The 17,099-nt window shown below is 60.9% G+C and carries 14 protein-coding genes and 2 pseudogenes; 6 read left to right on the top strand and 10 right to left on the bottom strand.

Features of this window, described 5'->3' with window-relative positions; all coding sequences use genetic code 11:
• Positions 1–147: 147 nt before the first annotated feature.
• On the bottom strand, positions 148–558 hold the full coding sequence (locus BLW80_RS13600) for an NADH:ubiquinone oxidoreductase subunit NDUFA12 (protein ID WP_089264087.1): 411 nt from the start codon (positions 556–558) through the stop codon (positions 148–150).
• A 287-nt stretch (positions 559–845) separates the two neighbouring features.
• Between BLW80_RS13600 and BLW80_RS13595 the strand changes: the two genes are divergently transcribed.
• Both BLW80_RS13595 and BLW80_RS13590 read left to right on the top strand, forming a co-directional pair.
• The gene (locus BLW80_RS13595; protein WP_093758378.1) at positions 846–1,361 is read left to right on the top strand and encodes a BA14K family protein; all 516 of its coding nucleotides are present in this window, start codon (positions 846–848) and stop codon (positions 1,359–1,361) included.
• 200 nt (positions 1,362–1,561) lie between these two features.
• The gene (locus tag BLW80_RS13590) at positions 1,562–2,758 is read left to right on the top strand and encodes a GAF domain-containing sensor histidine kinase (protein WP_093758377.1); all 1,197 of its coding nucleotides are present in this window, start codon (positions 1,562–1,564) and stop codon (positions 2,756–2,758) included.
• Between the two features lie 3 nt (positions 2,759–2,761).
• On the opposite strand, the gene BLW80_RS13585 is transcribed toward BLW80_RS13590, so the two are convergent.
• Positions 2,762–4,222 carry a glycosyltransferase family 2 protein gene (locus tag BLW80_RS13585; RefSeq protein ID WP_093758376.1) on the bottom strand — a complete coding sequence of 487 codons (1,461 nt, stop codon included), beginning with the start codon at positions 4,220–4,222 and terminating at the stop codon, positions 2,762–2,764.
• A 177-nt stretch (positions 4,223–4,399) separates the two neighbouring features.
• On the opposite strand from BLW80_RS13585, the gene BLW80_RS13580 reads away from it, so the two are divergent.
• Entirely contained in the window at positions 4,400–5,011 is a 612-nt protein-coding gene (locus BLW80_RS13580) for a cytochrome b (RefSeq protein ID WP_089264666.1), read from the top strand.
• Here the strand turns inward: BLW80_RS13580 and BLW80_RS13575 are convergent.
• Positions 4,974–5,873 carry a DMT family transporter gene (locus tag BLW80_RS13575; RefSeq protein WP_068736749.1) on the bottom strand — a complete coding sequence of 300 codons (900 nt, stop codon included), beginning with the start codon at positions 5,871–5,873 and terminating at the stop codon, positions 4,974–4,976. The genes BLW80_RS13580 and BLW80_RS13575 overlap by 38 nt on opposite strands.
• Before the next feature lie 754 nt (positions 5,874–6,627).
• Here BLW80_RS13575 and BLW80_RS13570 point away from each other — a divergent pair.
• Positions 6,628–10,371 carry a vitamin B12-dependent ribonucleotide reductase gene (locus tag BLW80_RS13570; protein WP_093758375.1) on the top strand — a complete coding sequence of 1,248 codons (3,744 nt, stop codon included), beginning with the start codon at positions 6,628–6,630 and terminating at the stop codon, positions 10,369–10,371.
• A gap of 79 nt (positions 10,372–10,450) precedes the next feature.
• Here the strand turns inward: BLW80_RS13570 and BLW80_RS29885 are convergent, their stop codons facing one another.
• Positions 10,451–11,176 carry a class I SAM-dependent methyltransferase gene (locus tag BLW80_RS29885; RefSeq protein ID WP_139285827.1) on the bottom strand — a complete coding sequence of 242 codons (726 nt, stop codon included), beginning with the start codon at positions 11,174–11,176 and terminating at the stop codon, positions 10,451–10,453.
• Positions 11,130–12,221, bottom strand: a complete 1,092-nt coding sequence (locus tag BLW80_RS13560) for a hypothetical protein (protein ID WP_139285826.1) — start codon at positions 12,219–12,221, stop codon at positions 11,130–11,132. The genes BLW80_RS29885 and BLW80_RS13560 overlap by 47 nt, the downstream gene beginning before the upstream one ends.
• A gap of 268 nt (positions 12,222–12,489) precedes the next feature.
• Here BLW80_RS13560 and BLW80_RS13555 point away from each other — a divergent pair.
• Positions 12,490–12,694, top strand: a pseudogene (locus tag BLW80_RS13555) (nitroreductase family protein); the annotation flags it as partial.
• 125 nt (positions 12,695–12,819) lie between these two features.
• Here the strand turns inward: BLW80_RS13555 and BLW80_RS30755 are convergent.
• Positions 12,820–12,927, bottom strand: coding sequence for an alpha-hydroxy-acid oxidizing protein (locus BLW80_RS30755; protein ID WP_244528224.1), 108 nt, complete (start codon positions 12,925–12,927; stop codon positions 12,820–12,822).
• Positions 12,928–12,972: 45 nt separating this feature from the next.
• Here BLW80_RS30755 and BLW80_RS30750 point away from each other — a divergent pair, with 45 nt between their 5' ends.
• Positions 12,973–13,233: a hypothetical protein gene (locus BLW80_RS30750; RefSeq protein WP_244528222.1), complete on the top strand. Its 261-nt coding sequence runs from the start codon at positions 12,973–12,975 to the stop codon at positions 13,231–13,233.
• A 400-nt stretch (positions 13,234–13,633) separates the two neighbouring features.
• Here the strand turns inward: BLW80_RS30750 and BLW80_RS13545 are convergent, their stop codons facing one another.
• The 4 genes and pseudogenes from BLW80_RS13545 to BLW80_RS13530 all read right to left on the bottom strand — a co-directional run bounded on the left by BLW80_RS13545 (position 13,634) and on the right by BLW80_RS13530 (position 17,032).
• On the bottom strand, positions 13,634–15,289 hold the full coding sequence (locus BLW80_RS13545) for an acetolactate synthase large subunit (RefSeq protein ID WP_093758372.1): 1,656 nt from the start codon (positions 15,287–15,289) through the stop codon (positions 13,634–13,636).
• A gap of 148 nt (positions 15,290–15,437) precedes the next feature.
• The gene (locus BLW80_RS13540; RefSeq protein WP_093758371.1) at positions 15,438–16,268 is read right to left on the bottom strand and encodes an alpha/beta fold hydrolase; all 831 of its coding nucleotides are present in this window, start codon (positions 16,266–16,268) and stop codon (positions 15,438–15,440) included.
• 255 nt (positions 16,269–16,523) lie between these two features.
• Positions 16,524–16,621: pseudogene (locus BLW80_RS29875) on the bottom strand (helix-turn-helix domain-containing protein); the annotation flags it as partial.
• A 156-nt stretch (positions 16,622–16,777) separates the two neighbouring features.
• On the bottom strand, positions 16,778–17,032 hold the full coding sequence (locus tag BLW80_RS13530; protein WP_139285825.1) for a nuclear transport factor 2 family protein: 255 nt from the start codon (positions 17,030–17,032) through the stop codon (positions 16,778–16,780).
• Positions 17,033–17,099: the final 67 nt, after the last annotated feature.

Here is a 17,099-nt window from a genome sequence, read left to right as displayed (position 1 = left end):
GGCGCCGCCTACAAAGCGGGCTCATCCGAGGCGGCACGCCGGACGTGCTTGCCGGTCTCACTGCAAGAGCTGGCGGCTGGAAACAATGCAAGGCCGCGCGCGCCGCAGAGCGGCTCGCACAACCGGTCGTCCAGAACGGATGAGTCGTTACGAGCCCGGCGTCCAGGCCTGGTAGTCGCCGGTCGCCTTGGGACGCCGGCCGCTGGCCAGAGTCGAACCAGACGGACGATAGGCTGCGGGCGTGCCGGTCAGGTTCGGCTGATGCGGCTTCTGCCATTCGCGCGGCGTATAATTCTCTTCGGTCGGCGGCACGTCCACGGTGTGGTGGATCCAGCCATGCCAGTCCGGCGGGATCTTGGTGGCTTCGGCATAGCCGTTATAAATCACCCAGCGGCGCTCGAAGCCCAGCGTCGGGTCGATCTTGCCGCCTTTGGTGCGGTAATATGTGTTGCCCTGCTCGTCGGTGCCGACCAGTTCGCCGAATCGCGACGTCCACAGGTTCGTCCCGAAGGTCGTCCCGCTCCACCACGTGAAGAATTTCAGCAAAAACTGTTTCATATTTTGAACCGTTCGAAGGTTTTCGTCGGGTTGTTGATGCCATCCGGGCCGCCAAATGTCCAGTTACCGCCGCGACCGATCGCCGCCTGCAACTGATCGTGACAAGCCTCGTATCGGCCTCCCCCGAACCCTACCTCCAAACTACCGGCGGTCGCAGAAACGGCGCAATCCATTCATGCCGCATACAGTTCCGGACGATCATTCTGTCGTTGCGCAATAACCGCGTGGCGGCAGGGAACGGCAGTCCCTTCAGGGGGTTGAAGATGCATCCCAGACAGGAGCAAACGATGACGAATTTGAAAATCTTGAGTGTCGCAGCAGCCGTCGCTGTGGCCATCCCCGCCTTCGCGGTGACCCCCAGCTACGCACAAAACACCAAGGTCGTGGGCGTCGGCCCCGGCGGTGCGCGCACGATCGGCACGTTCTCTGGCGGCGGTCAGCGCTTTGGTGGCGGAGGTGGCGGCTGGCATGGCGGCCAGCGCCCCGGCGGCGGTGGCTGGAATCACGGCGGCGGCTGGCGCGGTGGTGGCTGGCGTGGCGGCGGTTACGGCCCGGGCTTCGCAGCCGGCGCCATTATTGGCAGCGGTCTGGCCGCCAGCAGCTATTACGGGAATTCCTACGGCTATTATGGCGGCAGCCCGTATTACGGCAGCAGCTATTATGACGACGCGCCGGATGTGGTCGAAGTCGCTCCTGACACCGGCGGCGGCGACGTTGACTACTGCATCCGCACCTACAAGTCGTACAATGTCCGCACGGGCACCTATCTCGGTTATGACGGCCTGCGTCACGCCTGCCCGTAACACGACGATCTAAGCGCTACGCAAAAGACGGTGCCTCGCGGCATCGTCTTTTGTCGTTTCTGGTTTGCGCCTGCTGTCTCAAGGTCTAAGAACGTGGGTGCAGCGTACGGGGGACATTCAGGGAACTCGCGCGTAGTGTTGGTAGACATGTGGACCTATCTACCGGTTCGATGGGTCGACGTCGGGTGTGAGCAGGTTCAGTGGACGCGTCAGACAAGCCGAAGATCGCCAGGCTCCATCCCAATGAAGCCGAACGCCTCAAGGCGCTGCGCTCCTACGGCATTCTCGACACCGCCATTGAGCCATCCTTCGACGACATCACCAAGATCGCCAGCTATGTCTGCCAGACGCCGATCTCGATCATTAGCCTCGTCGATGACGGCCGGCAGTGGTTCAAGTCGGAGATCGGTCTTGGCGTGCGGCAGACGCCGATGGACCAGTCGATCTGCGCGCATGCGATCCTCGAACACAGTTTTCTCGAAGTCGAGGACGTCACCAAGGATCCAAGATTCGACTGCAATCCGCTGGTGACCGGCGAGCCCCATTTGCGCTTCTATGCCGGCGCACTGCTGCGCACACCGGACGGCCTGCCGCTCGGCACCGTCTGTGTGCTCGATGACAAGCCGCGCGTGCTGTCGACCGAACAGCGCGAGGTGCTGGCCGCCCTCGCCCGCCAGGTCATGGCGCAGATGGAATTCCGCCGGGCGCTGCATCTGTCGGATCGGCTTCAGCGCAATATCAGTCGCCTGATGGCGGTGGCGGGCCACGACCTGAAGCAGCCATTGCAGGTCATGATCATGGCGATCGACCGCATCCGCAACAAGCTGACCGACGAGAAGGATCGTGAGCGGCTCGGCTATGCCATCGATGCCGGCATGCGGATGGCGGAAGAGCTCGACCGTCTCGCCGAGACATCTGTGCTGGATGCCGGCTTTGGGATTCCGAACCTGCGATCGTTCCCGATCTCTGACGTGTTCGAGTCGATCAGCGCCAACTGGCGCCTGCATGCCGAAGCCAAGGGCCTCGACCTCGTCATTGTGCCGAGCAAGGCGCAGGTGGTAAGCGACCCCGGCATGTTGCGCGCGATCCTTGGCAATCTCGTCGGCAATGCCATCAAATATACCGAGCGCGGTCGCGTGCTGGTCGGCTGTCGCAAGCACGCAAACGCGGTGACCATCGAGGTGCTGGACTCCGGCACCGGCATTCCCGCCGAACAGCTCACCGCGATCTTCGATGCCTTCCACCAGATCAATCCGGCCAGCGAGGGCCTTGGCCTCGGATTGTCGATCGTTCGGCGCACGGCCGAAGCACTCGGCCATGTGATCGAGGTGAAGTCCGACCTCACCCATGGTTCGCATTTCACCGTGAAAGTGCCGTTGGCGGCGAAACCGGCCTAGCGACTACTCGCCCGCGTTGGGCGCCTGTCGTGCTGATGGCGCAGTGGGCGCAAAACCCCATTCATTGTTGCCGCGCAGGAAGGCGATCCAGCCCCACGCCGCACCGGCGTGACGCAGCAACTGAAAACTGAACGGTTCGAGGATCGCCGCGAACACCGCTGCGGCAAAACTCGTGCGCGTGCGGCCGCCTGTCAGGCGCTGATAGAGATGCACGGTCCAGAGATAGACCAGGAAATCCGCGACGATCTTCGCGGTAATCAGACCGAACACTGGCACGGCGATCGCGGTCTTGCCGGTGACGAGCAAAGCCAGCAGCAATGCGAAGGCCGTGAGGCCGTAGATCGGCTGCAGCGTATCCAGCGCCTTGATCGGCAACATGCGCAGGCCGAGCCGGCCGTAACGCGCATTGCCGGTCATGTCGCGATTCCAGTATTGCGTCTGCAGGAAGCCCGCGAACCAGCGCCGGCGCTGCCGCAGGAACGTCATGACGTGAGACGGCGCTTCCGTGCGCGCCAGCGACGTGCCGATCATGCGAAGCTGCCAGTCGAGGCCGTGATCGACGGCATAGCGATGCATGCGGTGGGTCAGCTCATAGTCCTCAACAAGACACTCCGCATCGAAGCCACCGACGGCCACCAGCGCCTCCCTGCGGAAGCCGGCAAAGGCGCCGGAGATCAACAGCAGGCTGTTGCCGCGCATCCAGGCGAAGCGCGAGATGATGTTGCGGATATATTCGTAGGTCTGGAACCACTGCATCACGCGGCCGCCGGCGCTGTCGTCGCAGACCGGCACGAGAATGCCGCCGGCCGCGACCAGCGCGGGATCTGCAGCAAAGGCCGCGCGCATTTCGGCGATGGCATCATCAGCCAGAAACGTATCGGCATCCAGCGTGATGACGATGTCGGTATCGGCCTTGAGGATCGCCGTGTTCAGCGCCCGCGCCTTGCCCTGATGCGGCAGGCGCAGCCATTGCAGTCTCGATCTGCCAAACTGGCCGATGCTGCTCTGGCCGACGGCCGGAATGGCGAGACCGTAGCGGTCACGGAGGAGCGTGTCGGTTGCATCGCGCGAGCCGTCATCCGCGATCAGGATCAGATCCGGCGCATCGGACTGGCGTGCGATGGCGGCCAGCGCCTCCGGCAGATTCAGCACCTCATTATGCGCGGCTATCAGTATGCCCACCGATGGACGCGATTGCGCAGCAACCGCTCCAGATGGACCACGCGCGGACACTGCCAGCGGCAGCGTCTGCCACACCACATAAAGCATCAGCACCGTGTCATAGGCGATATAGACCATGCCCGCTGACCACGCCCAGATGCTGTTCAGAAAGAACGCGCGGCCGAACAGCAGCGCCCATAGCGCGAGTACGGCGAGATAGATCATCAGGCTGATGAACGGCATCCGGCGCGGTGTGATACGCGGCGATGCGGCGGCGAAGGCCGCCTGAAGGGATATTGTCATGCCGTCAATTCAATCGCGCGTTCGAGCAAACCGATCCTGCGAGAGCTACGCGTGAATCGTGATCGAGTTGCGGAGCCGCGATCAAATAGCGCGTGATTGCGGTCACGACGAACACACAAAGTCGTCATGCCTCAAAAGACAAATCCTGTTTAAACTTATTCCATGCACGCACAGAAAATGCCGATTCAACGTTACAGCCGCATCGCCATGATCCTGCACTGGCTGATTGCCGTTCTGATCACACTCAATGTCGCGCTGATCTGGAGCGTGAACCTCATTCCCGAGGACAACATCCGGTTCGTCATCGATGCGCACAAGTCATTCGGCATCACCGTGCTCGGCCTCGTGCTGATGCGCCTGCTGTGGCGCGCGGCGAACAGGCCACCCGATCTGCCCGAGACCTATCCCCCCGCCGAGAAGGCCGCCGCGCATGGTGCGCATCTCGCGCTCTATGTGCTGATGATCGGACTGCCGCTCTCCGGCTGGATGCACGACTCCGCCTGGAAGGCGGCCGGCGAAATCCCGATGTATCTGTTCGGCCTGTTCCAGTGGCCACGCATTGGCTGGATCATGTCGATCGAGCCGGCCTTCAAGGAACGCCTGCACGACATCTTCGGCGGCATTCACGTGTGGCTGTCCTATGCGCTCTATGCGCTGGTCGGCCTGCACATCGCCGCCGCGCTGAAGCATCAATTCTGGGACGGTCATCCCGAACTGCAGCGGATGTGGCCCGGTGGCGACGCGCCCGCGCCTAGCCCCTTGTCGCCAGCGCAACGCCCGCCAGCGTAAATACCAGGGCCGCGATCTGCATGGCGCCGAGCGGTTCCCGCAGGGCGATGGCCGAGCTGACCACGCCGATCACGGGCACCGCCATGGTCCCGATTGCGGCCACCGAGGCCGGCAACTGCTTGAGCGCCGCGAACCAGCAGACGTAAGCGATGCAGAACCCCACCAGCACGACATAGGCGAGTAGCCCCCAGCCCAGCGGCGTCAGTGCTGCAAAATGCGGGCTTTCGAAGATCAGACCCAGCAACAGCACCGGCACACAACCGATCCCGATCTGCCAGGCGGATGACGTCACCAGTGGCAGCGTGAGCCCGAACTTCTTGGCCAGCACCGTGCCGAGCGCAAAGCCGAACCCGCCCAGCAGCGCCAGGGCGATTCCCGGGAGCTTCTCCGCGCTCGCGGCCAGACCACCGCCCCCCATCAACGCGGCGATGCCGGCAAAGGCCATCAGCATGGCCACGATCCGCTGCATCGACAGGCGCTCGCCGAGGATCAGCCAGGCCAGTCCGGCAGCCCAGACCGGCATGGTGAACGCAATCACCGCGGCCTCGCCGGCCGGCAGCCACAGCAGCGACAAGCCGACGAAAGCCATCCAGCCGAACACGTTCAGGCCCGCCAGCACGACCAGATGCAACCATTGATGATGCGGTACGCGGAGACTCTCGCCGCGCCAGACGGCGATCCCGGCCAGCAGCAATGCCCCGACGATGCCGGTGCTGCCGCGCGCCGACAGCGGTGGCCATTCCGACAGCAGCGCTTTCGACACCGGCCAGTTCAGACCCCAGGCGATCGACGCGATGGCGAGCAACACGAGACCGAAGGGAGCGATTCGCGCGCGCGAAACGGGGGGACTGGGCATTGTCATGGAGGGAACCGGCTGAGGAATCGGCGGGACCATGCGCGCAGTTGGAGGGTCTGACCACTGCCGGTGGAGGGAACCTGCCCGGCAACCACCGCTGCGCCTGAGTCCCCCCAAACGCAATCCCTGGATGACAAAATAAAGTTGGGCTGTGAACAGTGGGCGCAGCTCGGATTCCGGACAGTTTTAGAAATATTTTTGACTTCCGAATCCATGAGGACTCACTGATACTTGACCTCAATCGAGGCGCGCTCTGCCCCCTTGGTTATCCACCCTTTCCACCATATTTAGTATTTGATTCAGGAACCCCGACTACTCCTTGACGGGTGAGATCGGTTTGGCCTAGTTTTCGAACTGTTCGGCGCGGGTCGTTTTTTGTCCCGTCGGACGCTCCCAAACGGGTTCCAGATTGACCGCTCCGTCCTCCAGTCGAGGCTACGGGATCGGGGATTTGCGTCCTGGAATCCGGGCCGGAAAGTCGGCGCTTGGAGCACTAAAAAACGGGCCGGAAACCGGCTCAAACAGCGTGGTGAGGCGTTAGGATCAGGTCGACCCGCAACAGCGAGGAAGCCCGATCCAAGGAAGCATGACCCCGGCAGTCCCGGGTGGCCGAGATGACGGCCAGCACATGCTCCACAGAGAAAACAGGACCGGTTCACCCGGCCAAGCTGCGGCGAATTTGGGGCAACCCGGACGTCGCTAACAGAAATCGCCGATGCCGCCAGATGGGGTGTCGGGCTTAAGACGGGGCACGACCACGATGCAGATTCAACGCCGCTACACCACCGAAGGACAGTCGCCCTATGCCGGGATCGACTTCCGCCACACCACGTCCGAGATCCGCAATCCGGATGGCTCCGTGGTGTTCAAGCTTGAAGGCGTTGAAGTGCCCGACTCGTGGTCGCAGGTCGCCTCCGACGTGCTGGCCCAGAAGTATTTCCGCAAGGCCGGCGTCGCCGCCAAACTGAAGAAGGTCGAGGAAGAGACCGTGCCGTCGTGGCTGTGGCGCTCGGTGCCGGACACCGAGGCCCTCGCCGCACTGCCCGAGAAAGAGCGCTTCGTCAGCGAACTGTCCTCGAAGCAGGTGTTCGATCGCCTCGCCGGCTGCTGGACCTATTGGGGCTGGAAGGGCGGCTACTTCACCTCTGAAGCCGACGCCCACGCCTTCCATGACGAGCTGCGCTTCATGCTCGCCAAGCAGATGGTCGCGCCGAATTCGCCGCAGTGGTTCAACACCGGCCTGCACTGGGCCTACGGCGTCGATGGTCCCGGCCAGGGCCACTATTATGTGGACTGGAAGACCGGCAAGCTGACCAAGTCGAAATCGGCTTACGAACATCCGCAGCCGCATGCCTGCTTCATCCAGGGCGTCGAGGACGATCTGGTCAATGAAGGCGGCATCATGGACCTGTGGGTGCGTGAAGCCCGTCTGTTCAAATACGGCTCGGGCACTGGCTCCAATTTCTCGAAGCTGCGCGGCGAAGGCGAGAAGCTGTCGGGCGGCGGACGCTCCTCCGGCCTGATGTCATTCCTGAAGATCGGCGACCGTGCCGCCGGCGCCATCAAGTCGGGCGGCACCACGCGCCGTGCGGCCAAGATGGTGGTGGTCGATGCCGACCATCCGGATATCGAGACCTATATCGACTGGAAGGTGAAGGAAGAGCAGAAGGTCGCGGCCTTGGTCACTGGTTCGAAGATGAACCAGAAGCACCTCAAGGCCATCCTGAAGGCTTGCGTCAATTGCGAAGGCTCGGGCGACGACTGCTTCGATCCCGAGAAGAACCCGGCGCTGCGCCGCGAGATCAAGCTCGCGCGCCGTTCGCTGGTCAATGACAACGTCATCAAGCGCGTCATCCAGTATGCCAAGCAGGGCTACAAGGACATCGACTTCCCGATCTACGACACCGACTGGGATTCCGAAGCCTATCTCACCGTTGCCGGCCAGAACTCCAACAACTCCGTCTCGCTGAAGGACGATTTCCTGCGCGCCGTCGAGACCGATGGCACCTGGGACCTGATCGCCCGCAAGGACGGCAAGGTCATGAAGACCATCAAGGCCCGCGACCTCTGGGAAAAGATTGGCTACGCCGCCTGGGCGTCGGCCGATCCCGGCCTGCACTTCAACACCACCATGAACGACTGGCACACCTGCAAGTCATCCGGCGATATCCGCGCGTCGAATCCGTGCTCGGAATACATGTTCCTGGACGACACCGCGTGTAACCTCGCCTCGGCCAACCTGCTGACCTTCTACGACACCGCTTCGGCGACCTTCGACATCCACGCTTACGAGCATCTCTGCCGTCTGTGGACCATGGTGCTCGAAATCTCTGTCATGATGGCGCAGTTCCCGTCGAAGCCGATCGCCGAACTCTCCTACGAGTTCCGCACCCTCGGCCTCGGCTATGCGAATATCGGCGGCCTGCTGATGACCATGGGTCTGTCCTATGACTCCAAGGAAGGCCGCGCGCTGTGCGGCGCCCTCACCGCTGTCATGACCGGCGTCAGCTACGCCACCTCGGCCGAGATGGCCAAGGAGCTCGGCCCGTTCCCCGGCTACAAGAAGAACGCAGCCCACATGCTGCGTGTCATCCGCAACCATCGCCGTGCAGCCCATGGCGAAACCCGCGGCTATGAAGGCCTCGCCGTGGCGCCTGTGGCGCTGGACCATGCCTCCTGCCCGCAGGCCGACATCGTCACCCGCGCCAAGATCGCCTGGGATCTCGCCCTCGAACTCGGCGAACTCCATGGCTATCGCAACGCCCAGACCACCGTCGTGGCGCCGACCGGCACCATCGGCCTGGTCATGGATTGCGACACCACCGGCATCGAGCCTGACTTCGCGCTGGTGAAATTCAAGAAGCTCGCCGGTGGCGGCTACTGGAAGATCATCAACCGCGCCGTCCCCGCAGCGCTCCGCGTGCTCGGCTATCGCGAAAGCGAGATTGCCGAGATCGAGGCCTATGCCGTCGGTCACGGCTCGCTGTCCAACGCGCCGGGCATCAATGCCTCGACGCTGAAGGCCAAGGGCTTCACCGATGAGGCGCTGAAGAAGGTCGAGGCTGCCCTGCCGACCGCCTTCGACATCAAGTTCGCCTTCAACAAGTGGACCTTCGGCGAAGACTTCCTGCGCGACACCCTCAAGATCGAAGCCGAAGCCATTGCCGCTCCGGGCTTCGACCTGCTCGCCGCGCTCGGCTTCACCAAGCGCGAGATCGAAGCCGCCAACGTGCACATCTGCGGCGCCATGACAGTGGAAGGTGCCCCGCATCTGAAAGCCGAGCACTACAGCGTGTTCGATTGCGCCAATCCCTGCGGCAAGATCGGCAAGCGCTATCTCTCGGTGGAAAGCCACATCCGCATGATGGCGGCGTCGCAGCCCTTCATCTCGGGTGCGATCTCCAAGACCATCAACATGCCGAACGACGCCACGGTGGAGGACTGCAAGTCCGCTTACCTCCTCTCCTGGAAGCTCGCGCTGAAGGCCAACGCGCTGTATCGCGACGGCTCCAAGCTCTCGCAGCCGCTCAACTCGCAGCTCATCAGCGATGATGACGAGGACGAGGATGCGCTGGAGAACCTGATGGAGAAGCCGATGGCGGCCCGCACCGCCGCGATCTCCGAGAAGGTGGTCGAGCGTCTGGTCGAACGCATCGTGGTGATGCGCGACCGCGAAAAGATGCCGGATCGCCGCAAGGGCTACACCCAGAAGGCCGTCGTCGGCGGTCACAAAGTGTACCTCCGCACCGGCGAATATGATGACGGTCGCCTCGGCGAAATCTTCATCGACATGCACAAGGAAGGCGCGGCGCTGCGCTCCTTCATCAACAACTTCGCCATCGCCGTCTCGCTGGGTCTCCAGTATGGCGTGCCGCTGGAGGAATATGTCGACGCCTTCACCTTCACCCGCTTCGAGCCCGCGGGCCCGGTGCAGGGCAACGACAGCATCAAGTTCGCGACCTCGATCCTCGACTATGTGTTCCGCGAACTCGCGGTCTCCTACATGTCGCGCTTCGATCTCGGCCATGTGGACGTCTCCGAGTCGGGCTTCGATGCGCTTGGCAAGGGCGAGGACGAAGGCAAGGCGCCGGCCGACCAGAACAAGTATGTCTCCAAGGGCCTGACCCGCTCGCGCACCGACAACCTCGTCGTCATGCGTGCGCCGGCCCCGGCCGACAACACCGACGCCCGCGCTTCGGGCAACGTCACCTCGCTGAACGCGTCGGGCGCCACCGCCCGCCACGGCAGTGGAGATGCCGCGGTGGCCCTCAAGACCGCCGAGCCCGAGCACGCGCTCTCGCCGACCGAAAAACTCGAGGCGCAAGCCTGGAGCAAAGCCGGCACCGCCGCGGCCGCTGCGCCAAGCAAGGCCGAGCGCCGCGCGGAAGCGAAAGCCAAGGGCTACGAAGGCGACATGTGCGGCGAGTGCTCGAACTTCACGCTGGTGCGGAATGGGACCTGTATGAAGTGCGATACGTGCGGAAGCACGACGGGGTGTTCGTGAGTTCGACCCACGCCGAGCATCGATTCGTAAAAACGGCGCGCCCATGGCGCGCCGCTTCCTTTCAGGCAAACGCTTAAACTCAGGGTGCGATAATCTTTCTGACACGATACACGTCGAGCAAATGATCACTCTCCATAAGCACACCAGAAATTTTGTCGGACTTAATGGCAGGCAACTGCCCCACAGAGACATGATCGACCGCATCGAGCGACAGTCCCACGGCACTGATCATCTCAATTTGAGAATCCAGATCTACAATCAGAGATGGCAAGAAGACCGTATCGCCATTCAATGTGAGAAAACGAGCAAAGCCTACTCTTTCTTTATCTTCAACTGATCGAAATTTTTGTGCCCATTGAAGAGCCGGAACGATGAAAACGCATTGCGCCCCCGCCTTTAACGCCCGCGCAATATTCCCCCAAGCGCTGGGAGAGTTATACGGATCACCTAAAATGGCGAATATCCAATCAAACTCGCGCTCTCCAAATTCCTGACGTTCCACATCGAGCGCGCGTTGCTCGTATGACGTGCTGTTATGAAGCAGCATACCCCGAGACTTATCTACCAACACCAAATCACGGACATTGAAGTCAACGAGCAGTGAGCGACCGCAACCAATGTCCGCAACCCGCCCAGTAGGCAACTCTAGATCAAACAGCCGCGTCAAATATAGAGCGGATGCCGCACGAAAATCCGCGCATGTCGGATGAGCGCACTCATCATAATATTCGGAGGCCACAGCTTCGTAGGTGCCACCATCAGAGGTTTCTAAAGATCTGGATGCGAGACCACGGGGCGAGTTCAAGGTTGATCTCCAGCAAACTTAGCGTCAGTTTCGACTCTCGGATAAGAGAGCGGATCTTTTCTCGAAGCAATGTCTCATTTCCAAACGCGTTCATCAATTTGGAATCAAAAAATATAACTCCGAGAGATTTCCCGCCGCCGTCCAAACGAATTGCTCCGTAGGATTGATACGGACGAATTTTGAACACCTCGTCCAAGGTCAACCCCCATCTCCTAGCAATAAATTTATCCAGGTTCTCTCCGCTTGCAGCTGATCCAAGCTGTGCTCGATCGTCAGCTGATATAAGCTCCCCTTCAATTTCATCGACGCCCGAACGCCACACACGACCTATGACGCCGTATCGAATTGAAAAAGCTCGACCTGACCTTCCCTCAGAAACTCTGTTGCCTTTCTTGTCGTAATATTCCGACAATTGATAGAGACGATCGCTAAACACCAAGTCAGGTACATACAACGTAAGTCGATAGTCTGAAGGACAATTATCTCCAATAGCATCGGCTACTTTTAATGCTAGATCGCCAACCAGCTTATTGATGTCATATCTATCTCGCAGCTGTGATACGTAGATTTTAGCTCCATCATAAGCCTGTTCGATTTCTTTATTAGCCCTCTCAACGGCCCTCTGGGCGTCTCCCATTTCCTTCCGAAAAATGTCAGGAGGGGCTGAACCGCCATCAAATTTGAAGCCGCCCGGCAGCTCAAATTTGGCTGAAGACAGCAGATCACGAATCCGATTTGGCCCCCAAGCAATGAGAGCCAAAACGAGAATGAGAAGAATTGGCCAAGGAAAGAGTGATTTTATGATCTCCGCGAGAAAAGAGATAGACGGAACGCAAACCGCATAGAATACGCTGATAAGCAGCGTACGAAATGAAGTGGATTGAAATCCAAGGCGCACATCCAAGGCCGCGAATAAAATTGAGAGGAAAAGAATTATCGTTAAGATTGAAAGCGCCACACATAGAAAGCATGTGCCGCCCACATATAGACACGACGACGTCAACTTCTTCGAGCTGCGATCATCTCTATCTGGTTTCTCGTTCATAGTGTCCTCGCCCATTTGGGCTTCAAACTACTTCGGCATTCAGCAAGAAGACAAGCGGATCGAGCCGGACGTCTTGATCGCTGGACGCGGCGAAAGCACGGAACATACTGCTCATAGGACGGGTTAACATGTCGTCCCCCATCGGCATAAGCAGAATAACCTCCCCTATTCCGCCCTACTCCCACTCGCTCACGTCGATATTGCGTGCAGGCCCGGAGACCCCGAATATCCCGCCCAATTCAAAAACACTCTAGGGAGACTCCAGCCCATGCAACTCGATGACGCGATCCTCGGTCACCGCAGCATCCGCGGTTACAAGCCCGATCCGGTCCCCCAAAAAACTGATCGCTGAAATCATCGCGCTGACGATGCGCGCGCCGTCGTGGATGAACACGCAGCCGTGGAATTTCACTGCCGTCACCGGCGAACCGCTCAACCGGATTCGCGCCGGCAATACCGAGCGGATGATCGCACAGCGCAGGCCGGATTAGCGCAACGTAATCCGCCGCAACTGTCTCTCGGCGCAGTGCCCGGTCAAACCGTCCACGGCCCTGGTCGAGGCACGAGGCGCGCTTCATTCACCAGAGGTTGGGCACGGCTAGGCGCTGGTGACGCAGCGCCGCGTGATGTGGTTGATGTCCAGCGCACCCACCTGCCGCATGATCGTGATGAACTCATCGTCCAGGATCTGCAGCACCCGGTCCACGCCGGCCTCGCCGAACGACGCCAGGCCCCACACGTAAGGCCGGACTTGCCGGCGGCCGTTTTCAGCGTGACGGTCACCGAAGCGCCCTCGGCGACGTCGCTTTTCGCTTCGGCGTTCAGTGCATTTCCGGAGATGACGAGCGGCAGCGTCTCGCGGTCGTTTCCGGACGTCAGCAGCACGGCGCCGGAAACGCCGCTGGCGGGGAGCAACTTGTTGGCCTCGTTGAGGATGTTGAAGATCAGCACCTTCCCCGCAGCGATCATCTCGACATGCACGCCGGCGAAGATCGGCGAACCGACGGCATAAGCAAGAAAGAAAACGCCTCAGGCGAACCCCGCCTGTGTCTCCGAAAAGCCAGTGTTTGGTACGCAACGCCGGCGCAACGGCAGCATAATTGGCGATGCGTGCCGCCGTAGTAGGACTCGCGCGGCGCATGGGTCAGCGGCACACCTCTTCGTAGTCGCTCGACCAGGTCTGGATTGGCGATGAACGGGCGCCCGAAGGCCCCAGCATCGATCTTGCCGGCTGCGCGGCGCTCGATCGCGAGATTGTAGCTGTTGTTGCCGATATACGAGCGCGCTTTCGATGCTCAGTTGGCGGTTTTCGTCGCCTCATCGACCGGCTGACCAAGTCCGTTCTGGGTCAATCTTCACATCGTCACCGTGACGAGGAAGGCGACCTCGCGTATCGGCAAATCCTTTTCGGATTAGTGCTGCATGTCGGCTAGTTCGTCCACCAAAACGCGAACATTCTCGCTGTAGTCCACCGGCACCACCACGAGGTGGAGGCCACCAGCCGCGAAAGCCTTCTCCAGTGTCGGCGCCAGACCGTCCGCCTCCGCCACGCGATGACCTTGGGCACCGTAGGACTGCGCGTAGGCGACGAAATCCGGATTGCCGAACGTCATCCCCGCATCGGCGAAGCCGTCGACGGCCTGCTTCCACCTGATCATCCCGTAGGCGTGATCCTCAATTACGAGTACGACGAGATCGAGCTTCAGACGCTGCGCGGTCTCCAGTTCCTGCGAATTCATCATAAAACCGCCGTCGCCGGCGACAACGAGCACACGGCGCTTCGGATTCAGCAACGCCGCCATCATGCCCGACGGAAGCCCCGCTCCCATCGTCGCAAGCGCATTGTCGAGCAGCAGCGTGTTGGCGACGTCCGTGCGGTAGTTACGCGCGAACCATATCTTGTACATCCCGTTGTCCAACGCGACGATGCCGTCGGGTGGCATGACCTGGCGGACGTCGTGGACGATCCGCTGCGGGGTCAGCGGAAAGCGGTCTTCGTTGGCCCGGTCGCCGATGTGGCGCAGGATATCCGCGCGTACACCGTCCCACTGCGTGGTCTGCTTGAGCTTCCCATCGAGCTCGGCCGCCAGCATGTCGAGACCTTTCGCAATGTCGCCGATAAGTTCAGCTTGCGGGTAGTAAACCTCCTCGACCGTCGCCGGCGTGAAGCAGATGTGGAGCACCTGATGGCGGCCACGCCCCATGATGAATGGCGGCTTTTCGATGGTGTCGTGGCCGATGGTGATGATCAGGTCGGCGCAGTCGATCGCGCGATGGACGTAGTCGCGTTCGCTCAGCGCCGCCGTGCCGACATAGTAGTCGGACGCCCCGCCGACGGCCCCCTTCCCCATCTGCGTGTTGAAGAATGGGATCTTCACCCGGCGGACGAATTCAGAGAGCGCGGGCGCGAGCATGGGCCTACTGGCACCGGCACCGAACATGAGCAACGGGCATTTCGCCGAGAGGATGAGCTCGGCCGCCTTCCGGACGGCGTCCGTCGAGGGCGCCGGGAGATCGGTCGGGTGGACCGGGACCACCGAAACGCCAGAAACCTTCTCCGCCGCGACATCTTCCGGAAGCTCCAGGTGCACGGGTCCGGGACGCTCCTCCATCGCAATCCGGAAAGCATTCCGGACGACGGTCGCAATCGAAGACGCACTTACGATCTGCTGCGACAATTTCGTGAGCGGCTTCATGCTCGCGACGACATCCACGATCTGGAAGTGCGCCTGCCGGCTGGCGTGGATCGCCTTCTGGCCAGTGATCAGGACCATCGGCATGCCTCCCAGGAGCCCATAGGCAGCCCCTGTCGAGAGATTCAGGGCTCCGGGCCCCAAAGTGCTGAGGGCGACGCCTGGCCTGCCTGTGAGGCGCCCGTGGGTCGCAGCCATAAAGGCCGCAGGCTGCTCGTGACGCGTGACGACCAGTTCGATGGAAGACTTGCGCAAGCTCTCAACGACGTCGAGGTTCTCCTCGCCGGGGACGCCAAAGATGCGGTCGACGCCCTCGTTTTCGAGGGCTGCCACTAGCAGATCGGAGCCTTTCATTTCCCGGTCCTCGTTGTTCATCGTCAAGCTCCTCCATTTGCCCAGTACCGTATCAGACAAACAGGCCCATTTAATGAAACGTTTGGTGGAACAGACGCGCGTCACCGTTGCCGCACTTTGAGAGCGACTGAGCTTGGCTTTCGGTGACGCGGTCGGTGAAGCGAAAAATCTACGCCTTTATGAAGGACAAAATCTCGGCATTGATGATGTCGGCGTGGGTCGTGCACATGCCGTGAGGTAGCTTCTCGTAGATTTTGAGTGTGCTGTTTTTCAGAAGTTTCGCGGACAGAAGAGCGGAATCCGCGATAGGCACGATCTGATCATCGTCGCCGTGCAGGACGAGCGTTGGCACAGCGATGCTCTTCAGGTCCTCGCTGAAATCCGTCTCCGAGAAGGCCTTGATGCCGTCGTGGTGCGCTTTTGCGCTGCCCATCATGCCTTGGCGCCACCAGTTTTGAATGATCGCCTGCGACGGTTCTGCTCCAGGACGATTGTATCCGTAGAACGGACCGCCCGAGAAATCGAGGTAGAACTGCGACCTGTTGGCTGCAAGCTGGCTGCGCAGGTTATCGAACGCCTCGATGGGCAAGCCTCCGGGATTGGCAGCGGTTTTCAGCATCAACGGCGGCACTGCACCGATGATCACGAGCTTGGCTACGCGGCCCTTACCGTGACGAGCGACGTACCGTGTCGCTTCGCCGCCGCCGGTTGAATGTCCGATGTGAATCGCATTGCGCAGATCGAGATGTTCGACCAACGCAGCGACATCGGCCGCGTAGTGATCCATATCGTGGCCGTCGCTTACCTGGCTCGATCGACCGTGACCGCGTCGATCATGGGCGATGACGCGGAAGCCTTTGCCGACGAAGTGCAGCATCTGGTTATCCCAGTCATCTGAGCTCAACGGCCAACCATGATGGAAGACAATCGGTTGGGCCGATTTCGTGCCCCAGTCCTTGTAGAAAATCTGTACGCCGTCCTTGGTGGTGATGGAGGTCATGGGATCGTTCCTCTGCGTTGGATATATGGGGGGTATTGTTTGGATGCCGGCGGCCGACGTGAAGTTGACGACTAGCGAAATCGCATACGTAAGCGTGGTCGCAAGCACCCTCCGTCGGGAAGCATTCGCAAGCCCACTGACGACGCGTTTCGAGTTCATCGTTCGTCTCCTGTCGTTGACGTGGCACGATGATTTCTAGTGAAGCAGGCGTCCTTCTGCGCCAGAGCGATTGCTCGACCTGCAGAGCGATTGCCGTCAGACAACGCGTCGGCGCCAATCGGTCGGAGTTTCGCCGTCAGCTTCCGGAACGCCGGGGCGAACGCGGTTTGGGACGAATAACCCAGCGCTGCAGCGATGGCGCCCGGAGACCGCGAGGACGAAGTAATTGGTCGGATGGTGCCGGAGAGATCGAACTGCCGACCTCCGGTTCAGAAAGCCGCAATCCACCCCGTGGGCGACAGATGCGGACATTCAGCGATCTACAGCTACAATGCCGTCTGGTGCTTCGCTCAAGACCTCGCGACGCACCGGAAGCCGAGCACCCAGAGGTTGCGCACTTTGGGACCATCGAAGGTGAAGATCGGCGCGCCCAGCCAGTCGATATGCTTGCCAGTCGGCGGATGGCCGAACATCGCTTCGCGCTGGATGCCGTGGAAGAACACCTCGCCGGAAACGCGGTGCCCTTCCTCGATCACTACCAAAATGTCCGTCGCGTAGTGCTGCGCCAAGCGAGGGCGGATTAGCGCAGCGTAATCCGCCGCCACTGTTTCTCGGCGGAATACGCTTCGCACTTGCACCCTACGCGCTGCGTTTTCCCTAGTCCCTTGGATG

Origin of the sequence: Tardiphaga sp. OK245, assembly GCF_900108575.1 — a bacterium.
GTDB lineage: Bacteria > Pseudomonadota > Alphaproteobacteria > Rhizobiales > Xanthobacteraceae > Tardiphaga > Tardiphaga robiniae.
The sequence above is the reverse complement of the archived record's forward strand: the minus strand, read 5'-3'. Positions and strand labels throughout refer to the sequence as shown.